Source organism: Actinotalea subterranea (assembly GCF_008364845.1).
Classification (GTDB): domain Bacteria; phylum Actinomycetota; class Actinomycetes; order Actinomycetales; family Cellulomonadaceae; genus Actinotalea; species Actinotalea subterranea.
This window is the reverse complement of sequence record NZ_VTTP01000008.1, coordinates 66434-84329: the sequence shown is the minus strand read 5'-3', so window position 1 is coordinate 84329 and position 17896 is coordinate 66434. Positions and strand designations below refer to the sequence as shown.

Below are 17896 nucleotides of genomic sequence, written 5' to 3'. Positions count from 1 at the left end.
CGGCTGATCAGACGTCGCGGAGCTCCGGCAGCCGCGCCGCGACCTCCTCGAGGACCTCCTCGCGCCCCGCGTAGACGCCCTCGGGCCGCGGCCAGTGCACGACGACGTCCGTGAAGCCGAGCTCCGCGGCGCGCCGCACGCCCTCCTCGAGCACGGCGTAGGACTCGAGCGAGAACACGGGCGCGGCGTCGATGTTCAGGTAGCGCTCGATGCCCGCGGGGTCACGCCCCGCGTCGCGCGCCGCCGCCTCGAACCGCTCCACGAGGGGCGCGAGCCCGCGCCACCACTCCTCCTGCGCGCGTGCAGGGCTGAGGCCCTCGAGCACGTCCGCGTCGAGGCTCGGCCCGACCGTCGCCCATCCCTGCCCGAACCGCGCGGCCACACGCATCGCGCGCGGGCCGTTGGCCGCGACGACGAACGGCACACGGGGCCGCTGGACGCACCCCGGGATCATCCGCGCACCGTGGGCCTCGAAGTGCCGGCCGGTCCGCTCCGTGACCGGGTGCGTCAGGAGCTCGTCGAGGAGGTCGACGAACTCCTCGAGCCGCTCCGCCCGCACCCGCGGCGTGACCGGGGGGCCGAGGACCTCGGCGTCGAACCCCGTGCCACCTGCGCCGACACCGAGCAGCAGGCGACCGCCGCTCACGTCGTCGAGGCCCATCACGTCCTTCGCGAAGGGCACCGGGTGCCGGTAGTTGGGGCTCGCCACCCAGGTGCCCAGGCGGATGCGCTCCGTGACGCCGGCAGCGGCTGCGAGCAGCGGCACCGTCGCGAACCACGGCTCGTCGGCGAGCGACCGCCACGCGAGGTGGTCGTACGTCCAGGCGTGGTCGAACCCGTAGTCCTCCGCGCGCTCCCACCGCTCGCGCGCGTGCGCCCACCTCTGCTGCGGCAGCAGCACGATCCCGATCCGCATGCTCGTCCTCTCCTCAGGCCCAGCCCAGCTCGTGCAGGCGCTCGTCGTCGATGCCGAAGTGGTGCGCGACCTCGTGGACCACCGTCACCGCGACCTCCTCGACGACCTCCTCGACCGTCTCGCAGATGGCGAGGGTCGGGTTCCGGTAGATCGTGATCCGGTCGGGCAACGAACCGGCGGCCCACCAGCCGTCGCGCTCCGTGAGCGCGACGCCCTCGTACAGGCCCAGCAGCTCGGGTTCGTCGGCCGGGGCGTCGTCCTCGACGAGCACCACGACGTTGTCGATCTGGTCGGCCAGCTCCGGCGGGATGAGGTCGAGCGCGTCACGCACCGCGTCCTCGAACGCGTCCCTCGTCATCTCGACCACGGCCCCATCTTCGCCCACCCGTGCGACGCCACGGTGCGCCTCACGGTGCACCTCCCGGAGGCCCCGCGGGATCCGCTTTGGAGATAGCCCCTCGCCTCCCGTATGCTGTCCGAGGTCTTACGACGCTTCGACGTCACGGGCGTCCGACGTGACACGGGCCCCCATCGTCTAGCGGCCTAGGACCCCGCCCTTTCACGGCGGTAGCACGGGTTCGAATCCCGTTGGGGGTACGAGCAAGTGCAGCAAGACCAGTTCGACAGAAGTTCACAGGTACCTTGTCTCACCACAAGGCCCCGTAGCGCAGTTGGTTAGCGCGCCGCCCTGTCACGGCGGAGGTCGCGGGTTCAAGTCCCGTCGGGGTCGCTCGTCGTCTGCCCGGTCCATGAGGCCGGGCATCGACGTTCCTGCACAGCACGGCCACTTAGCTCAGTTGGTAGAGCGTTCGACTGAAAATCGAAAGGTCGGCAGTTCGACCCTGCCAGTGGCCACACCTCAGCATGGAGACGCCCCGCACGGTCACCGACCGGCGGGGCTTCGTCGTCCCACGACGACGCCGCTGCGCAGGCCCGCTCCACTCGAAGCCCCGAACAAGTGCGCGTCGGCCCCCCTTCCATGAGAATGACGAAGGAGAGCGGTCCGTCCCCGGAACCGCCCCGACGCTGGACGAGTGAGGACGTGGTGAGGTGACGAGCACCCAGACCCCCGGGCGAGCCGACAACCGGCCGAGCATCGGTGAGCTGGTGAGCACCCTCTCGGAGAGGCTCTCCCAGCTCATCAGGGACGAGATCAGGCTCGCCAAGGCCGAGATGGCCGAGAAGGCCAAGCACGCCGGGATCGGCATCGGCCTCTTCGCCGCCGCCGGGTTCCTCGCCTTCTTCGGCTTCGCGACGCTCATCACGACGATCATCCTGGCGATCGCGGAGGGCCTGCCCGCATGGCTCGCCGCCCTGATCGTGACGGTGCTCCTCCTGGCCGGCGCCGCGATCCTCGGGCTCCAGGGCAAGAAGTCGCTGGAGCAGGGCGTCCCGCCCACCCCGGAGCGCGCGCAGGCGAGCATCAAGGCCGACGTGGCCGCCGTCAAGGAAGGACTCCAGTCATGAGCGGCACCACCCCGGCCGAGATCGAGGCCGAGATCGCCCGTACCCGCGCCGAGCTCAAGGAGACGGTCGACGAGCTGTCCGAGCGCCTCGACCCGCGGACCCAGGCCACGCACGCGCTCGACGAGGCGAAGATCGCGCTGGCCAAGGTCAAGCAGACCGTGACGGGTGAGGTGCGCTCCCCCGACGAGCTGGAGCCGACCCGCACGGGCTGGGTCGTCCTCGGGGCCGGCGCCGCCCTCGCCGCCGCCCTCGTCGCGGGAGTCGTCCGCAAGCTCTGACCGACGGGCGGGATGTCCGCACGCCGCGGTGGGGTGCTGCTCAGCCGAGCAGGACCTCGCCACGCTCGTGCGCGAGGAGCCGCCGCTTCACGTCGAGGCCGTACGCGTAGCCGCCGAGGCTCCCGTCGGTGCGGACCACCCGGTGGCACGGGATGAACGGCGCGACGAGGTTGCGCGCGCACGCGCTCCCCGCGGCCCGGACGGCACCCGCGTTCCCGGCCATCGCCGCGAGCTCGGTGTACGTCAGCGTCTCGCCGGCCGGGATCCTGCGCATGGCCGCCCAGGCCGCCTGCGAGAAGGGCCCGCCCGGCTGCTGGACCGGCACGGCGTCTAGGGCCGTCGGGTCACCTGCCGAGTACCGGCCGACGGCGTCCGTCACGGACGGCGGCAGCTCCTCAGCCGTGACACGACGCACGCCCCCCGTCGCGTCGACGGTGCGGTCGGTCGCCGCGAGGCGAGCCACCAGCGCGTCGAGGTCGCCGTAGCCCGCGGCGTGCACGACGCCGTCGGCGCTCACGACGAGCGCGAGGGGCCCGGCAGGGGTCTCGACGACGCCGGCGAGGAGCGTACGGACCGGTGCGTCGGTGGTCACGGAGAGGGTCTGTGGCATGCGTCCATCATGACCCGGCGCAGCGGCGAGTCCTCGCGGGGATCGGACACGGCGATGCCGCGCCCTGGCCTGGGAACCGTTCCGTTCAGCGACCGCCGGTCGTGCGCTGCGCCGGCACCGCGAGGAGCTGGCGCACCTCGGACTCGCGGTAGCGGCGGTGGCCGCCCAGCGTGCGGATCGAGGAGATCTTCCCGGCCTTGGCCCACCGCGTGACCGTCTTGGGGTCGACCCGGAAGAGGCTGGCCACCTCCGCCGGCGTGAGCAGGGTGTCCTGGTCGGTCGAGTGTGCAGCCATGGTCGTCTCCGTTCGACAGGGCCAGGCCCCACCCCGGGGGTCGTCTCCTGACCGGTCACCTCGTCGTGACGTTCGACTCACGCGGGCCTGACCCGCGCGATGTCCGGACCGTGCGGTGAAGCCCCAGTCACAGCGCGTCACCACTTCTGGTCACGGTACCTGCGCGCTCGCGACCCGTCCTGGCGAGCGTTCGTCGGGACGGCGGCGCTGCGCGTCCGGGACGGGCGGAATCGGTCGACGCGGGGCCGTCCACCGTCGCAAGGCGGCCGGACCGGCGTCGTGGAGGACTGATTTCGGCGACTTTGGTCACATTCCGTGGGCCGCGCGACCCCTGCCCGCCGAGCACCGTGCGGCGCCGGAGGTGGACGCAGGACCGCTGCCGACCGCGCTGCGGAGCAGCACACGAGCGCGTCTGCCGGGTCCGCGGCGGGCCCCGTGGACGGTCCACGCGTCGCTCGGCCGACGCCCGTCGGACGCCCACCCGGCCTAAGCAGGTCGCCGTAACCGCCTGGGACCATGTACCGTAAGGGCACGACGAGAACCAGTACCCCGGGGCCGCACGTGATTGCACGGTGCCGCCCCGCTTCTACGTTAGAGGGGGTCGATGCCATGGGGCGCGGCCGTCAGAAGGCGAAGCAGACGAAGGTCGCTCGCGAGCTCAAGTACTCGAGCTACGAGCCGAACTACCGAGCTCTTGAGCAGGAGCTCACGTCTGGTCCCCGCCGGACCGACCTGGCTACCGAGAGCCGTCATGCCTCGGACTCCCACGACGACGCCGAGGAGTACGCGGACTGGTCCGGCGACGAGCGCTGAGCTCGCCACCCTCTCGTCACGTACCTGGTCGTCGCGGGTGAACCCGCACGCGAGGGTTGCCTCCGGCGTACCCGAACGGGCTCGCCGCGAGCGATTCCCTCGAGGTGACGGCTGCCCGCGGGGCGGCGGTCGCCACGGCTGCCGCGTCGTCGGGCTGCCCGTGACGCGTCACGCCGTGCGGTAGCTCCCCCGCAGGTGGACGGCGCCGCCGTCGACACCCTTGGTGCCGCGCACGACGTCGGGCCCCTGCGCGCCGTCGTCGGGGCGGACCGTGCCGAGCACCCACGCCGGGACGCCCGACGCGGCGAGCGACGCGAGGGACGCGTCGACCCCGTCCGGCGCCACGACCGCGACCATGCCGACACCCAGGTTGAGCGTCGCCTCGAGGTCCGACCAGGGGACCCCACCGAGCGATCGCACCATCTCGAACACCGCGGGGACCTGCCAGCTCGAGCGCTCGACGTCCGCGGCCAGCCCGGCGGGCAGCACGCGCGCGAGGTTCGCCGCGAGGCCGCCTCCCGTGACGTGGCTGAAGGCGTGCACGTGGGCGCCCGGGTCGCCGGCGAGCGTCAGGCAGGGCCGGGTGTAGAGGCGCGTGGGCTCGAGGAGCTCCGCGCCGAGGGTACGGCCGAGCTCCGGGACGTCGCGGTCGAGCGACCAGCCCGCGACGGCGACGACACGTCGGACCAGGGAGTAGCCGTTGGAGTGCAGGCCCGAGGAAGCCATCGCGATCACGACGTCGCCGTCGCGCACACGCTCCGGGCCCAGCAGGGCGTCCGCCTCGACGACGCCCGTCGCGGCACCCGCGACGTCGTACTCGTCGGGCGCGAGCAGGCCCGGGTGCTCGGCCGTCTCGCCACCGACCAGCGCGGTGCCCGTCTCGGCGCACGCGGCCGCGATGCCCCGCACGATGTCCGCGACGCGCTCCGGGACGACCCGGCCCGTCGCGATGTAGTCGGTCATGAAGAGGGGCTCGGCACCGACCACCACGATGTCGTCGACGACCATGCCGACGAGGTCGAACCCGATCGTGTCGTGGACGTCCATCGCCTGCGCGATCGCGACCTTGGTGCCGACGCCGTCGGTCGACGTCGCGAGCAGGGGCCGACGGAAGCGCGTGAGGGCCGACGCGTCGTACAGGCCTGCGAAGCCGCCGACGCCGCCGAGGACCTGCGGGCCGTGGGTCGCGCGCACCGCGTCCTTCATGAGCTCGACGGCCCTGTCGCCTGCCTCGGTGTCGACGCCCGCCGACGCGTACGTCACGTGCCCGTCCTGCTGCGGCGCGGTCATGGCTGCTCCAGGGCGGAGGAGCCGCCCACGCCCGCCACGAGCGTGGCCAGGCCGTCCTCGGGCGCCCCGAGGGGGAGCTCGCTCTGCTCGAGCAGGTTCTTGCCGAGCCGGTCCGCGGACGGCAGGTCGATCGGGTAGCGGCCCGTGAAGCACGCGGTGCACAGCTGCGACGTCGGCTGCTCCGTCGCAGCAACCATGCCCTCGAGCGAGATGTAGCCGAGGGAGTCCGCCCCGATGGACCGGCCGACCTCCTCCGGCGAGAGCCCCGTCGCGATGAGCTCGGCGCGCGAGGCGAAGTCGATGCCGTAGAAGCAGGGCCAGCGCACGGGCGGCGAGGAGATGCGCACGTGGACCTCGGCCGCTCCCGCCTCCCGCAGCATGCGCACGAGCGCGCGCTGCGTGTTGCCGCGGACGATCGAGTCGTCGACGACGACGAGCCGCTGGCCGCGGATGACGTCGCGCAGCGGGTTGAGCTTGAGGCGGATGCCGAGCTGACGCAGCGTCTGCGACGGCTGGATGAAGGTGCGGCCCACGTAGGCGTTCTTCGTCAGCCCCTGCGCGTACCGGATCCCCGACTCGGCCGCGTAGCCGATGGCCGCGGGCGTCCCGGACTCCGGGACGGGGATCACGAGGTCGGCCTCCACGGGGAACTCGCGTGCGAGGGAGCGCCCCATCTCGACGCGCGCCGCGTGGACCGAGCGGCCCGCGATCGTCGTGTCCGGACGCGCCAGGTACACGTACTCGAACACGCAGCCCGTGGGCGTCGCGGGGGCGAAGCGCTGGCTCCGGAGCCCGTCGGCGTCGATCGTGATGAGCTCGCCGGGCTCGACCTCCCGGACGAGCGAGGCACCCACGATGTCGAGGGCGGCGGTCTCGCTCGCGACGACCCAGCCGCGCTCGAGCCGGCCCAGGACGAGCGGGCGGACGCCGTGCGGGTCACGCGCCGCGTACAGGGTGTGCTCGTCCATGAAGACCAGGCAGAACGCGCCCCGCAGGCGCGGCAGCACCTCGAGCGCCGTGGCCTCGAGCGTGTGGTCCGGGTCGCCCGCGAGGAGCGCGGTCACCAGGGCCGTGTCCGTGGTGTTCCCCCGCGCGAGCTCGCCCCGGCGTCGGGCGCCGTAGCGCTCCGCGACCAGGTCGACGAGCTCCGCCGTGTTGGTCAGGTTCCCGTTGTGCCCGAGGGCCACGGTGCCGCCGGCCGTCGGGCCGAGCGTGGGCTGCGCGTTCTCCCACGTCGAGGCGCCGGTGGTCGAGTAGCGCGTGTGGCCGATGGCGATGTGCCCGGTCAGGGCGTTCAGCGCGGTCTCGTCGAAGACCTGGGAGACGAGCCCCATGTCCTTGTAGACGAGCAGCTGCTCGCCGTTCGACGTCGCGATCCCGGCCGACTCCTGGCCGCGGTGCTGCAGCGCGTAGAGGCCGAAATAGGTCAGCTTGGCGACCTCCTCACCGGGAGCCCAGACCCCGAAGACGCCACAGGCGTCCTGGGGACCTTTCTCACCGGGCAGGAGGTCATGCGTCAGTCGTCCGTCACCACGGGCCACGGCGCCATGGTCGCACACGCGGGACCCCGTCGGCACACCGCGACCGGTGCGCGGGCGTTCCCCGGTGAGAGCTCAGGTGCGCGACGCGCGGTCCTGGACGACAGCGACGACGGCGCCGCCGAGCGCCCCCACGAGCACGCCGACGAGGCCGACGAAGACCACCACGGGGCCGCGACCGAGCCCGTTGTCGCCGGGCAGAACCAGGACGGCGACCACCGCGACGAGGAGGCCGACCAGCGCGCCGGCCAGCACGAACGCGCGGTAGCGGGGCGCCCTGCGCACCCGGGCCGGCGTGGCGACCCGCTCGAGGTCGTCGGGCACCCGGTCGTCGGGACCGGCGGCGTCGCGGGCGTCGTCGTCGGGCACGGCGGTGGTCGGCACGGTCTCGTCGGGCACGGCGGTGTTCGGCACGGTCTCGTCGGGCACGGTGGCGATGCTACGCGGGACGCACCGCGGCCCTCCCCCGGCGTACGGGAGAGGGCCGCGGCACGTGCGAGGGGAGGGTCAGCGCCTCCGCCCCGGGAGGGACGTCAGGACGTCGCGCACGGCTGCCCGTTGAGCGCGAAGTCCTGCGGGACGCCCGGGCCCGTGGGAGCCCGGCCGACGAGCGCGAAGAACGTGCTCCCGCCCGGCCGGATCGTCCGGTTGAGGAACGTGCTCGACGCGGTGACCGCGGTGCCCTGCTGCCGCACCTTGGCCCCGATGCCCGTGAGCACGCGCTCGCCCTGCGTGTAGGACCAGGTCAGGTCCCAGCCGCGCACGGTCGTGTCGGTGTCGTTCGTGACCACGACCCCGCCCAGCCAGAGGCCGCCGAGACGGTGCGCCGAGTACTGCACCGAGCAGGTCGGGGCGACCTGCTCCGCCAGCGGCAAGGCGAACGTGGCCTCGGTGCCGGTCTCGGCGACCGCAGCGGTGACGACGAGCTCGGTGCCCGTGACCCCCTGCGGGACCGTGAACGTCGCCGCGGTCCGGCCGACCTCGTCGGTCGAGTCGACGACCGTCGGGTCGACGGGGAAGGTACCGAGCTCGGCGCCGTCGGCCGTGAGCACGACCTGGCTGCCCTGCGCCTCGCCCGCGCTGAACAGCAGCGAGGAGAGGTTCGCGGTCACCGTGTCACCCGGGGCGTAGCCCTCGGCCGGCACGTCGACGACCTGGACACCCACCGCACGCTGGGCGAGGTCCGGGCTCACGGGCGAGCGCTCCTCCATGTAGTCCACGAAGGCCTGGAGGTCGACGCGGCCCGAGTCGGCCTTGTCGGCCCCGTCGGCGAGCGTCGCGAAGTTGTCCCCGCCGGAGGCGAGGAACGAGTTCACGACGACCGTGTACGTGCCCGTGGGGTCGAGCGGCTGGTCGCCCACGAGGACGCGGGTGACCCGCTCCCCCGCTGCGGCCGTCGGGTCGTACGTGTACGTCAGGCCGGCGACGCCGAGCTTGAGGAACGGCCGGCTCGCGGCTGCGGGCTGCCACTGCTCCTCGAGCACGTCGACCACCTGGTCACCGGTCAGCGTCATCGTCACCAGGGTGTTGGCGAACGGCTGGACGTTGGCCGCCTCCCGGTACGTCACGTTCCCGTCCGGGTCGCTCGGTCCCGACGACGCGTACGTGAGGTTGGTCCGCAGGCCGCCCGGGTTCATGAAGGCGATCTGCGTCCCGGCGTCCTGCGTCGCCCACAGCTGGACGTCGGCGACGAGGTTGCCCAGCGTCGACTCGCCGCCCCGGTTCTCCGAGCCGGAGGCCTGCCGGGCCCGGTTGAGGTCACCGGTGATCTGCCCGAGCGAGACGTTGCCGAGCTCGTTCGCGACGGCGACGGCATCGGCCACGATGGCCGCGACCGTCGGGTCCGCCGGGTACGCCGGCGTCCCACCGGGCGCGAGCGGGAGGACCTCGGCGCTGTTGGCCGTCACGTCGCCCGTCGACGGGTCGACGGTGAGGGTCACGTGCGCGAGCGCCTCGCTGTACTGGCCGCCCTGGACCACCGGGCGGGTCAGGCCCTCCGGCCAGCCCTCGACGGGCAGCTGGTGCACGTGCTGGCGGTGCGTGTGGCCCGCCATGATCGCGTCGATCTCCGGGCTGGCCCCGGTGACGATCTGCCCGAAGGCGGAGTCGTCGAGCGCGTCGGAGACGTCCTCCGTGACGGGCCCCTCGTGCACGAGGAGGACGAGGACGTCCGCCTCGCCGTTCGCGGCGTCGCCGTCGCTGAGCTCGCCCGCGACGCGGTTGACCTCCTGGACGACGGGCCGCACGTCGAGCGACTCGATGCCGGCGGGCGTGACGAGCGTCGGCAGGTCCTCCGTGACGGCACCGATGAAGCCGACGGAGACGCCGTCGACCTCGGTCACCCAGGACTCCTCGAAGGCCGGCTCGTCGGTCGCCCTGTCGTAGACGTTCGCGGACAGGAACGGGAAGTCGGCGAGCGGGAAGATGCGGTCCTCGAGGTCCGCGCGCCCCTGGTCGAACTCGTGGTTGCCGAGTGCGGACGCGTCGAGCCCCATCGCGTTGAGCGCCTCGATGGTGGGCACGTCGTCCTGGATGAAGGACGTGAAGGTCGACGCGCCGATGTTGTCGCCCGCGGACACGAACAGCGTCGCCGGGTTCTCGGCCCGGAACGCGTTGACGGCCCCGGCGAGGACTGCCGCACCCGCGGTCGTCCCGTTGGCCTCGAGGCGACCGTGGAAGTCGTTGATGCCGACCAGGTCGATCTCGACCGGGCCGCCGGTGCCGCCCGCCGTGATGCCGAACCGGACGGGGTCGTGGTCCGACGCGCGGTACACGGAGCCGGGGTCGGGGAACGCGCCGTCGTACTCGTAGCCGGCCCACTCGTCGGCGTTGATGTCCCACACGTCCGCGTCGGTGACGCGCTCCGCGAGCGACGGCGTCGCGAGCGCGTGGTCGAGCGACCCAAGCTCACCGTCGAACGTGTACGTGTAGGCCCCCGAGTCGTGGGTCGGGACGAGGTCCACGTAGCCGGCGCCGGTCAGGAGCGCGACCGGGTCCTCCTGGCTGTAGGAGTTCAGGTCACCGAGCACCGCGACGTCCTCGACGCCGGTGCTCGCCTGGAGCTCGGCCACGAAGTCGCGGACCGCACCGGCCTGCTCCACGCGGTCGGCGTTGAAGAAGCCCTGGCCGTCGGCGGGCTGGGTGCCCGAGCCGCTCTTGGACTTGAAGTGGTTCGCGACGACGGTGAACTCGCTGCCCTCGCCGGCGGGGGTCGTGAACGTCTGCGCGATGGGCTCGCGCGCGTTGTCCCAGACGGCCTCGTCGACGTCGGTGACGCTCTCGCCCACGGGCGTGACGGCGTCGGTCCGGTAGATGACCGCGTTCATGATCACGTCGGTCGCGGGGGCGTCCGGGCCGACGAGCGCGGCCGGGGTCGGCACGAAGGCCCACTCGTCCGCACCGGCTGCCGCGTTGAGGCCCGCCACGAGGTCGGCGAGCGCGACGTCGGGCGTACCGCCGAAGTGCACGGAGTTCTCGATCTCCTGGAGCGCGACGACGTCGGCGTCCAGAGCCGTGATCGCGGCGACGATCTTGGCCTTCTGCACGTCGAACTCGGCCTGGTTGGCCGCGCCGCGGGCGTCGGGGTCCTGCTCGCTGAACGTCGTGAAGTAGTTCAGGACGTTGAAGGCCGCGACGACGACGTCGCCACCCACGTCAGCCGGCTCGGCGGGCCGCGGGTTGCGCTCGGTGAACGAGGCCTTCTGGTCCGCCGGCGTCTCGTTGGAGAGCGGCATGGTGGGCTGCAGACGCCACAGGTTGAACCCGTAGCTGAGCACGTACGGCAGACCGGTGAGCTCGGCGGCGTCGCCGGTGCGCACGGGGTCGTCCGCCGTCAGGTAGGGCTGCGTGGTGCCCGTGACCTCGGCGTTGCGGCCGTCGTCGAGCACGAGGCGGCGTGCCGCGTTCTGGCTCGCGATCGCGTTCGCCTCGGGACCGGGCCGGGCGACCTCGGTGCTCTTCACGAGGGGGTCGGGACCCGCGCTGAGCCACACGGAGCCGTAACGGCTCGCCTCGTGCGTCGACGCGACGAGGTACTCGCCCTCGGGGGCGACGAGCATGCCCTCGTACTGCTCACGGGCGTCGCCGACGAGGGTGTCGGGCAGCGCGACGGGGGTCGGCTGGGCGGCCGCGACGCCGAGGTTCTCGACGACGGCGGTGTCGGCGCTCGCGTTGATCTGCGTGAGGCCGCGGTACTCGCTCGCGACACCCGTCACGCGCACCTGGTCGCCGATGGCCAGGGTGAGGGAGCGGGCGGCGACGTAGACGAAGATGCCGTCCGACGCACCCGGCGTCGTGTCGGCGGTGCCGCCGGAGCCGGCGGTCTGGAGGTAGAAGCCGCTGTAGCCGCCGGTGCGGTGGTCGGCGGTGACCACGCCCTCGACGGTGACTGTCGCGTTCGCGAGGGGGGTGGCGGTGCCGGTGCCCTGCACGTCGGCGATCGTGTGGGTGACGTCGACGGCGGCCGCGGGTGGGATGACGACGGCAGCGAGCGTCATGGCGCCGGCTGCCGAGAGAGCGATCAGGCGCGGGGTGCTGCGCCGGGGGGGTTGCATCTGGCGGACCTCCAGGGGTCGTGGCCACATCGATGACGGCGCACTAGCGCCCTGACGGGTCGCACGCTAGACGCCCGGCGGGTGAAAAGACAGAGGTGGGTCGCAGCCGTCGACGGGACGACCTCAGGTGTTCACGATCCGGTCGCGTCGTTCACGGTGTGGTCAGCGAGGACCGACGTCAGCGCCCGGTCGCGGGCTGCTTGAAGCGGTAGCTATGCGCCAGTGAGCGCCACTTGCCTGCACCCACCAGGCCGACAGGTGCTCGCGTGCGCATGGCGGCGACCCGGCGTGCAGATGAACTCTCCGTCGGGGTGGTTGATCGGCTCGTCGTCGGTTGGTGTACTCGAGCCGCCATGCTCAGGCTCGAAGCGTTGCGTTCGGACGAGCGTGCCGAAGCTGACGGCACGCTCGTTCGTACGCCGGTGGCGCTCGCGCTCGCCTATGACTCGGGCCCCGCCGGAGTCAACCCCCGACTCATCTATCCGGTGACATCCGGCGTCGTCCTTCTGGCACCGGCGGCACGGGACCGCACCCCGTGGAGCGACTTCATCGGCCGGCGGCTCACTGTGCGGGGATCGTGGACAGCCGGGGCCTTGCATGACGTCGACGCCGCGCCGGCTCCGCCCTTGCCGAGGACACCGGCCTCACCCTCCGACGGTCCCCGCGAGCCCGTGGCCCACGACGGCGGGTACGACCCGCGCGAGGTGGAGGCCGCCGAGGCGCCGCTCCGCGAAGACGGATCGCTGCTCTGGCTCTGGACGTCACCGAGCGGACGCGTGCTCGCCGTCGCGTCCGATCCCGAGCGGGTCGCTGTCGCGCTGCTTCCCCTGTTCGGGAGCCGGATGCGCGTGGTCGCGAGTCCCTGGAGCCGTGACGTGTACAACCGCATCGACGCTTGGCGGACGCTGGCCGAGCGACAGGGCGTCCTGGTCGCCGCGGGCGGCAGCATCGGCCAAGATGGGCTCGTCCGCCGTGACGCCGACGTTCACCATGTCACGGAGGAGCTGGCCGCGGCCGCACGCGACATCCCTGACGGCCCGTTCACGGTGCGCGCCATGCTCCAGCCGCTCCGGGCCTCTCGCGGGCTGCCTGGAGCGGGAGCCATGCGCTGAGGTCCGCTCGCTCGCCGGACGCGTGCACCGTGCCACCCGCGACCGCGTCCTGCCAGGTCAGCCTGCCCGACGCGAGCCGGAGCCACGTCTCGCCGTCGGTCTCGACGACGTTCGGCGGCGTTCCGCGGGTGTGCCGAGGGCCGGCGACGGCCTGGACGGCGCCGTGCGGGGGCACGCGCACCTCGACCGAGTTGCCTGGCGCGACCTCGGCGAGCTCCTCGAGCGTGAACCGGACGGCCGTGCGGACGGCTTCGACGGGTGCCGCCGCGGGGTCGGCGAGCCACTGCTGCAGCGCGGGCCGGCCCACCTCGGGGGGCGTGCGTCGACGGGGCGGCATGGCGTCCAGCCTAGGCCGCGAGACCCAGGACCTTCGTCAGTCCCGCTTGACGAACCGCCCTCGCGCAACATCATCTTGACGCGTGCCGAGTGTCAAGAATAGCCTGACGTCATGTCCACCGACTCCCTGGGGCAGGCGCTCGCCGAGGCCATCGCCGCCACCGACCCGACCATCCACGAGCGCCTCGCCCACGAGCCCGACGCCTACCTCGACCTCGTCCAGCTCACGGCCCGCGCCGCCGTCGAGACCGACGCCCTCCTGCGCAGCGCGGTCGCGGGCGCCAGGGGCGCCGGCTGCACGTGGGACGGCATCGGCCGGGCCCTCGACACCACGCGCCAGGCCGCGCAGCAGCGGTTCGGCCGCGAGCCCGAGGCCCCCGTGCCCACCGCGACCGGCCGCACCATGCGCCTCGCGCCGCTCAACGCGTTCACCGAGATGCTCGTGCTCCAGCGCGCCGGCCGGTTCGGCTGGCACTCGATCGCCTACGGCGCGAACTACCACGTGCTCGAGAAGTCGGACGTGCAGTGGCAGCACGAGCGGGTCGGCCTGCTCGGCGCACGCCGGCGTCTGCTCGAGGCCCAGGGCTGGGAGACGTTCGGCAACGGGTGGTTCCCGTGGACCTACCTCAAGCGGCGCACGACGACGCCCGCGGAGCCCGAGCCCACGAGCGACGACTACCTCATGCGCTTCTGACGACGCGCGGGACGGGACGCCGCTCGGCAGGACCGCTCAGACGACGCCGAACGCCAGCATCGCGTCCGCGACCCGGCGGAAGCCCGCGATGTTCGCCCCCAGCACGTAGTTGCCGGGTTCGCCGTACTCCTCGGCCGTCTCGGCGCACCGGTCGTGGATCTTGGCCATGATCGCCGCGAGCCGCTGCTCGGTGTGCTCGAAGGTCCACGAGTCGCGCGACGCGTTCTGCTGCATCTCGAGCGCCGACGTCGCGACGCCGCCGGCGTTGGCCGCCTTCCCCGGGCCGAAGAGGATGCCCGACGCCTGGAGCAGCGCGACCGCGTCCGGGGTCGTCGGCATGTTGGCGCCCTCCGCCACGGCGAGGACGCCGTTGCGCAGCAACGCCTTGGCCGCGTCACCGTCGAGCTCGTTCTGCGTCGCGCACGGCAGGGCGACGTCGCACGGCACGTCCCAGATGCTGCCGTCCTGGACCAGGCGCGCCCCCGAGCGGCGGGTGACGTAGTCGGCCGCGCGGCCGCGCTCGACCTCCTTGACCTGCTTGAGGAGGTCCAGGTCCACACCCTGCTCGTCGACCACGTAGCCCGAGGAGTCCGAGAACGCGACCACGCGGGCACCCAGCGCCTGCGCCTTCTCGATCGCGTACACCGCGACGTTGCCCGCACCCGACACCACGACGCGCAGCCCGTCGAGCGAGCGGCCCCTCGTCGCCAGCATGCGCTCCGCGAACATGACGGTGCCGTACCCGGTGGCCTCGGTGCGGACGAGCGACCCGCCCCACGTCAGGCCCTTGCCGGTGAGCACGCCCGACTCGTAGCGGTTGGTGATCCGCTTGTACTGACCGAAGAGGAAGCCGATCTCACGACCGCCCACACCGATGTCCCCCGCCGGGACGTCGGTGTACTCACCGAGGTGCCGGTACAGCTCCGTCATGAACGACTGGCAGAACCGCATCACCTCGCCGTCGGAACGCCCGCGCGGGTCGAAGTCCGAGCCGCCCTTGCCGCCACCGATCGGCATGCCCGTGAGCGCGTTCTTGAAGATCTGCTCGAACCCCAGGAACTTCACGATGCCGAGGTACACCGACGGGTGGAACCGCAGGCCGCCCTTGTAGGGGCCCAGCGCCGAGTTGTACTCGACCCGGAAGCCGCGGTTGATCTGGACCCTGCCCGCGTCGTCGACCCACGGGACACGGAAGATGATCTGCCGCTCCGGCTCGCAGATGCGCTCGAGGATCGCGGCGTCCGCGTAGTGCGGGTGCTTGCGCACCACGGGCGCCAGGCTGCCGAAGACCTCCCGCACGGCCTGGTGGAACTCCAGCTCGCCGGGGTTGCGTCGCAACACCTCCGCGTACACGGGCTGGAGGGCGGGGTCGAGGGTCTCGTGCACGGCGGGTCCTTCCGGCGACCGACGGTCGCCGGTCGCGTGGTGCGTAGGTCAGGCGAAGTGGCGGGGCAGCGTCGCGCGGTGCGCGCGCTCGATCTCGGCCAGCGGGATGGTGAACAGGTCCTGGACCTCGACCGCGGCCCCCTGGTCGAGGCGGCCGCCCTGGGCGACGTCGTCGGCCGTACCGACCGGTGCGTCGGCGTGCACGGTGTCGTCCGTGACGCCGATGCGCAGCGCCGGGAAGCCACGGGCCGTGCACATGTCGACGAACCGCACCTCCTCGCTGCGCGGCACGGCGACGAGGGCGCGCGCGGTCGACTCGGCGAAGAGCGCCTCGAAAGCCGTCACGCCGTCCCGCTCGCACAGCTCCTCGAGCCGCACCCGCACGCCCGTGCCGTACCGGAGGCTCGCCTCCACGAGACCCTGCGCGAGCCCGCCCTCGGACAGGTCGTGCGCCGCGTCGACAAGCCCGTCGCGGGACGCGTTGACCAGGATCGCGGCGAGCGTCCGCTCGGCCGGGAGGTCGACCACGGGCGGGCGACCGCCGAGCTGGCCGTGCACGACGTCGGCCCACGCCGAGCCGTCGAGCTCGCCGCGCGTGGTGCCCAGGAGGTAGACGGCCTGGCCGGGCGTGCGCCAGCCCGACGGCGTCGCACGCGCCACGTCGTCGAGCACTCCGAGCACGCCGACGACGGGCGTCGGGTGGATCGACGAGTCGACCGTGCCGGGCTCACCCGTGCCGTTGTAGAGGGAGACGTTGCCGCCCGTGACGGGGATGCCCATCTCGAGGCACGCGTCCGCGAGGCCCGTGATCGCCTCGACGAGCTGCCACATGGCGTCCGGGTCCTCGGGCGAGCCGAAGTTCAGGCAGTCCGTGACCGCGAGGGGGCGAGCGCCCGACGTCGCGACGTTGCGGTACGCCTCCGCGAGCGCGAGCTGCGCACCCGCGTACGGGTCGAGCTTGGCGTAGCGGCCGTTCGCATCCGTCGCGAGCGCGACGCCCAGGCCGGTGCTCTCGTCGACCCGGATCACTCCCGCGTCGTCGGGCTGCGCGAGCGCCGTGTTGCCCTGGACGAACCTGTCGTACTGGTCGGTGACCCACGCCTTGCTCGCGAGGTTCGGCGACGCGACCAGGCGCAGCAGGGTCTCCCGCAGCTCCTCGCCGCTCGCCGGGCGCTCGTACGCGGCGGCACCCGCGGGCCCGCTCACCGTGTCCGCCTGAAGGGCGTCCATCCAGCCCGGCCGCGCGTAAGGGCGGTGGTAGACGGGGCCCTCGTGCGCCACGGTGCGCGGGTCCACGTCGACGATGCGCTCGCCGTGGTGGTCGATCGTGAGCCGGCCCGTGCCGGTCACCTCGCCGATCACGGCCGTCTCGACGTCCCAGCGTGCGGTGATCTCCAGGAAGCGGTCGAGCTTGTCGGGTGCGACGACGGCCATCATGCGCTCCTGCGACTCCGACATGAGGATCTCGCCGGCCGTCAGGGACGGGTCGCGCAGCAGGACCTTCTCGAGGTCCACGTGCATGCCGCCCTCGCCGTTGCTGGCGAGCTCGGACGTCGCGCAGGAGATGCCGGCCGCGCCGAGGTCCTGGATGCCCTCGACGACGCGTGCCGCGTAGAGCTCGAGGCAGCACTCGATGAGGACCTTCTCCATGAACGGGTCGCCCACCTGGACGCTCGGGCGCTTCGACGGCTTGGTGTCGTCGAACGTCTCGGACGCGAGGATCGAGGCGCCGCCGATGCCGTCGCCGCCCGTGCGCGCACCGAAGAGGACGACCTTGTTGCCGACGCCCGACGCGTTCGCGAGGTGGATGTCCTCGTGGCGCAGGACGCCGAGGCACAGCGCGTTGACGAGCGGGTTGCCCTGGTAGGACGGGTCGAAGACGACCTCGCCGCCGATGTTGGGCAGGCCCAGGCAGTTGCCGTACCCGCCGACGCCGGCGACCACGCCGTGCACCACACGCGCCGTGTCCGGGTGGTCGATCGCACCGAAGCGCAGCTGGTCCATCACGGCGACGGGCCGCGCGCCCATCGAGATGATGTCGCGCACGATGCCGCCGACACCGGTCGCGGCGCCCTGGTAGGGCTCGACGAAGCTCGGGTGGTTGTGGCTCTCGACCTTGAACGTCACGGCCCAGCCGTCGCCGATGTCCACGACGCCCGCGTTCTCGCCGATGCCGACGAGGAGGTGCTCGCGCATCGCCAGGCTGACCTTCTCGCCGAACTGGCGCAGGTGGACCTTCGACGACTTGTACGAGCAGTGCTCGGACCACATGACCGAGTACATCGCGAGCTCGGCGGCGGTGGGCCGCCGGCCCAGCAGGTCGACGATCCGCAGGTACTCGTCGGTCTTCAGGCCCAGCTCCGCGTACGGCAGCGCCGTCCCGGGAGTCGCGGCGGCGCGGTCGACGGTGTCGGGGTGCGCAGCGTGGGGCGTGTCGGTGGCAGTCATCGATTCCCAACCGGAGAGCCAAGCGGACGGCCTCAGGCTACCGGGGGCCCGGGCCCCACCCCGCCGCGTCTCGCCCGGCAGACGGTGCGACCCGCGCGTCGGGTACCAGGCTCCGGCGCGAAAGGAGGTCGCGCGCGCACCGCCGCGCACGGCACGATGG

16 protein-coding genes and 3 tRNA genes are annotated in these 17896 nt (G+C 72.8%); 8 read left to right on the top strand and 11 right to left on the bottom strand.

Going from position 1 to position 17896, the window contains the following annotated elements:
* Nucleotides 1-7: 7 nt before the first annotated feature.
* Together FZ988_RS13735 and FZ988_RS13730 are read right to left on the bottom strand one after the other, a co-directional pair.
* The gene (locus FZ988_RS13735) at nucleotides 8-916 is read right to left on the bottom strand and encodes an LLM class flavin-dependent oxidoreductase (protein ID WP_149204591.1); all 909 of its coding nucleotides are present in this window, start codon (nucleotides 914-916) and stop codon (nucleotides 8-10) included.
* Between the two features lie 13 nt (nucleotides 917-929).
* On the bottom strand, nucleotides 930-1274 hold the full coding sequence (locus tag FZ988_RS13730; RefSeq protein ID WP_149204665.1) for a metallopeptidase family protein: 345 nt from the start codon (nucleotides 1272-1274) through the stop codon (nucleotides 930-932).
* 166 nt (nucleotides 1275-1440) lie between these two features.
* On the opposite strand from FZ988_RS13730, the gene FZ988_RS13725 reads away from it, so the two are divergent.
* The 5 genes from FZ988_RS13725 to FZ988_RS13705 all read left to right on the top strand — a co-directional run bounded on the left by FZ988_RS13725 (nucleotide 1441) and on the right by FZ988_RS13705 (nucleotide 2661).
* Nucleotides 1441-1513 (top strand) — tRNA-Glu (locus FZ988_RS13725).
* A 59-nt stretch (nucleotides 1514-1572) separates the two neighbouring features.
* Nucleotides 1573-1646, top strand: a tRNA-Asp gene (locus tag FZ988_RS13720).
* A 52-nt stretch (nucleotides 1647-1698) separates the two neighbouring features.
* Nucleotides 1699-1771, top strand: a tRNA-Phe gene (locus FZ988_RS13715).
* Nucleotides 1772-1966: 195 nt separating this feature from the next.
* Nucleotides 1967-2383 (top strand): phage holin family protein, encoded by a 417-nt coding sequence (locus FZ988_RS13710; RefSeq protein ID WP_149204590.1) that lies wholly within the window; start codon nucleotides 1967-1969, stop codon nucleotides 2381-2383.
* Nucleotides 2380-2661, top strand: a complete 282-nt coding sequence (locus FZ988_RS13705; RefSeq protein WP_149204589.1) for a DUF3618 domain-containing protein — start codon at nucleotides 2380-2382, stop codon at nucleotides 2659-2661. The genes FZ988_RS13710 and FZ988_RS13705 overlap by 4 nt, the downstream gene beginning before the upstream one ends.
* A gap of 40 nt (nucleotides 2662-2701) precedes the next feature.
* On the opposite strand, the gene FZ988_RS13700 is transcribed toward FZ988_RS13705, so the two are convergent.
* Entirely contained in the window at nucleotides 2702-3271 is a 570-nt protein-coding gene (locus FZ988_RS13700; RefSeq protein WP_149204588.1) for a methylated-DNA--[protein]-cysteine S-methyltransferase, read from the bottom strand.
* Nucleotides 3272-3356: 85 nt separating this feature from the next.
* Nucleotides 3357-3566, bottom strand: coding sequence for a BldC family transcriptional regulator (locus tag FZ988_RS13695; protein ID WP_149204587.1), 210 nt, complete (start codon nucleotides 3564-3566; stop codon nucleotides 3357-3359).
* A gap of 609 nt (nucleotides 3567-4175) precedes the next feature.
* Between FZ988_RS13695 and FZ988_RS13690 the strand changes: the two genes are divergently transcribed.
* Nucleotides 4176-4379 (top strand): DUF3073 domain-containing protein, encoded by a 204-nt coding sequence (locus tag FZ988_RS13690; RefSeq protein WP_149204586.1) that lies wholly within the window; start codon nucleotides 4176-4178, stop codon nucleotides 4377-4379.
* A 168-nt stretch (nucleotides 4380-4547) separates the two neighbouring features.
* On the opposite strand, the gene purM is transcribed toward FZ988_RS13690, so the two are convergent.
* The 4 genes from purM to FZ988_RS13670 form a co-directional block, all read right to left on the bottom strand.
* Nucleotides 4548-5669 carry a phosphoribosylformylglycinamidine cyclo-ligase gene (gene purM, locus FZ988_RS13685; RefSeq protein ID WP_149204585.1) on the bottom strand — a complete coding sequence of 374 codons (1122 nt, stop codon included), beginning with the start codon at nucleotides 5667-5669 and terminating at the stop codon, nucleotides 4548-4550.
* The gene (purF, locus tag FZ988_RS13680) at nucleotides 5666-7210 is read right to left on the bottom strand and encodes an amidophosphoribosyltransferase (protein ID WP_149204584.1); all 1545 of its coding nucleotides are present in this window, start codon (nucleotides 7208-7210) and stop codon (nucleotides 5666-5668) included. The genes purM and purF overlap by 4 nt, the downstream gene beginning before the upstream one ends.
* Before the next feature lie 72 nt (nucleotides 7211-7282).
* A complete protein-coding gene (locus tag FZ988_RS13675) occupies nucleotides 7283-7636 on the bottom strand; it encodes a hypothetical protein (protein WP_246169506.1) in 354 nt (117 codons plus the stop codon).
* A gap of 104 nt (nucleotides 7637-7740) precedes the next feature.
* Nucleotides 7741-11760: an ExeM/NucH family extracellular endonuclease gene (locus tag FZ988_RS13670; RefSeq protein WP_188079106.1), complete on the bottom strand. Its 4020-nt coding sequence runs from the start codon at nucleotides 11758-11760 to the stop codon at nucleotides 7741-7743.
* A 266-nt stretch (nucleotides 11761-12026) separates the two neighbouring features.
* On the opposite strand from FZ988_RS13670, the gene FZ988_RS13665 reads away from it, so the two are divergent.
* Nucleotides 12027-12872 (top strand): hypothetical protein, encoded by an 846-nt coding sequence (locus tag FZ988_RS13665; RefSeq protein WP_149204582.1) that lies wholly within the window; start codon nucleotides 12027-12029, stop codon nucleotides 12870-12872.
* Here the strand turns inward: FZ988_RS13665 and FZ988_RS13660 are convergent.
* Nucleotides 12802-13209: a sterol carrier family protein gene (locus tag FZ988_RS13660; protein ID WP_149204581.1), complete on the bottom strand. Its 408-nt coding sequence runs from the start codon at nucleotides 13207-13209 to the stop codon at nucleotides 12802-12804. The genes FZ988_RS13665 and FZ988_RS13660 overlap by 71 nt on opposite strands.
* 111 nt (nucleotides 13210-13320) lie before the next feature.
* Between FZ988_RS13660 and FZ988_RS13655 the strand changes: the two genes are divergently transcribed.
* The gene (locus FZ988_RS13655; protein WP_149204580.1) at nucleotides 13321-13902 is read left to right on the top strand and encodes a hypothetical protein; all 582 of its coding nucleotides are present in this window, start codon (nucleotides 13321-13323) and stop codon (nucleotides 13900-13902) included.
* 36 nt (nucleotides 13903-13938) lie between these two features.
* Here the strand turns inward: FZ988_RS13655 and gdhA are convergent, their stop codons facing one another.
* Together gdhA and purL are read right to left on the bottom strand one after the other, a co-directional pair.
* Nucleotides 13939-15288 carry an NADP-specific glutamate dehydrogenase gene (gdhA, locus tag FZ988_RS13650; RefSeq protein ID WP_188079105.1) on the bottom strand — a complete coding sequence of 450 codons (1350 nt, stop codon included), beginning with the start codon at nucleotides 15286-15288 and terminating at the stop codon, nucleotides 13939-13941.
* Nucleotides 15289-15336: 48 nt separating this feature from the next.
* The gene (gene purL / locus FZ988_RS13645) at nucleotides 15337-17736 is read right to left on the bottom strand and encodes a phosphoribosylformylglycinamidine synthase subunit PurL (RefSeq protein WP_149204579.1); all 2400 of its coding nucleotides are present in this window, start codon (nucleotides 17734-17736) and stop codon (nucleotides 15337-15339) included.
* Between the last annotated feature and the right edge of the window lie 160 nt (nucleotides 17737-17896).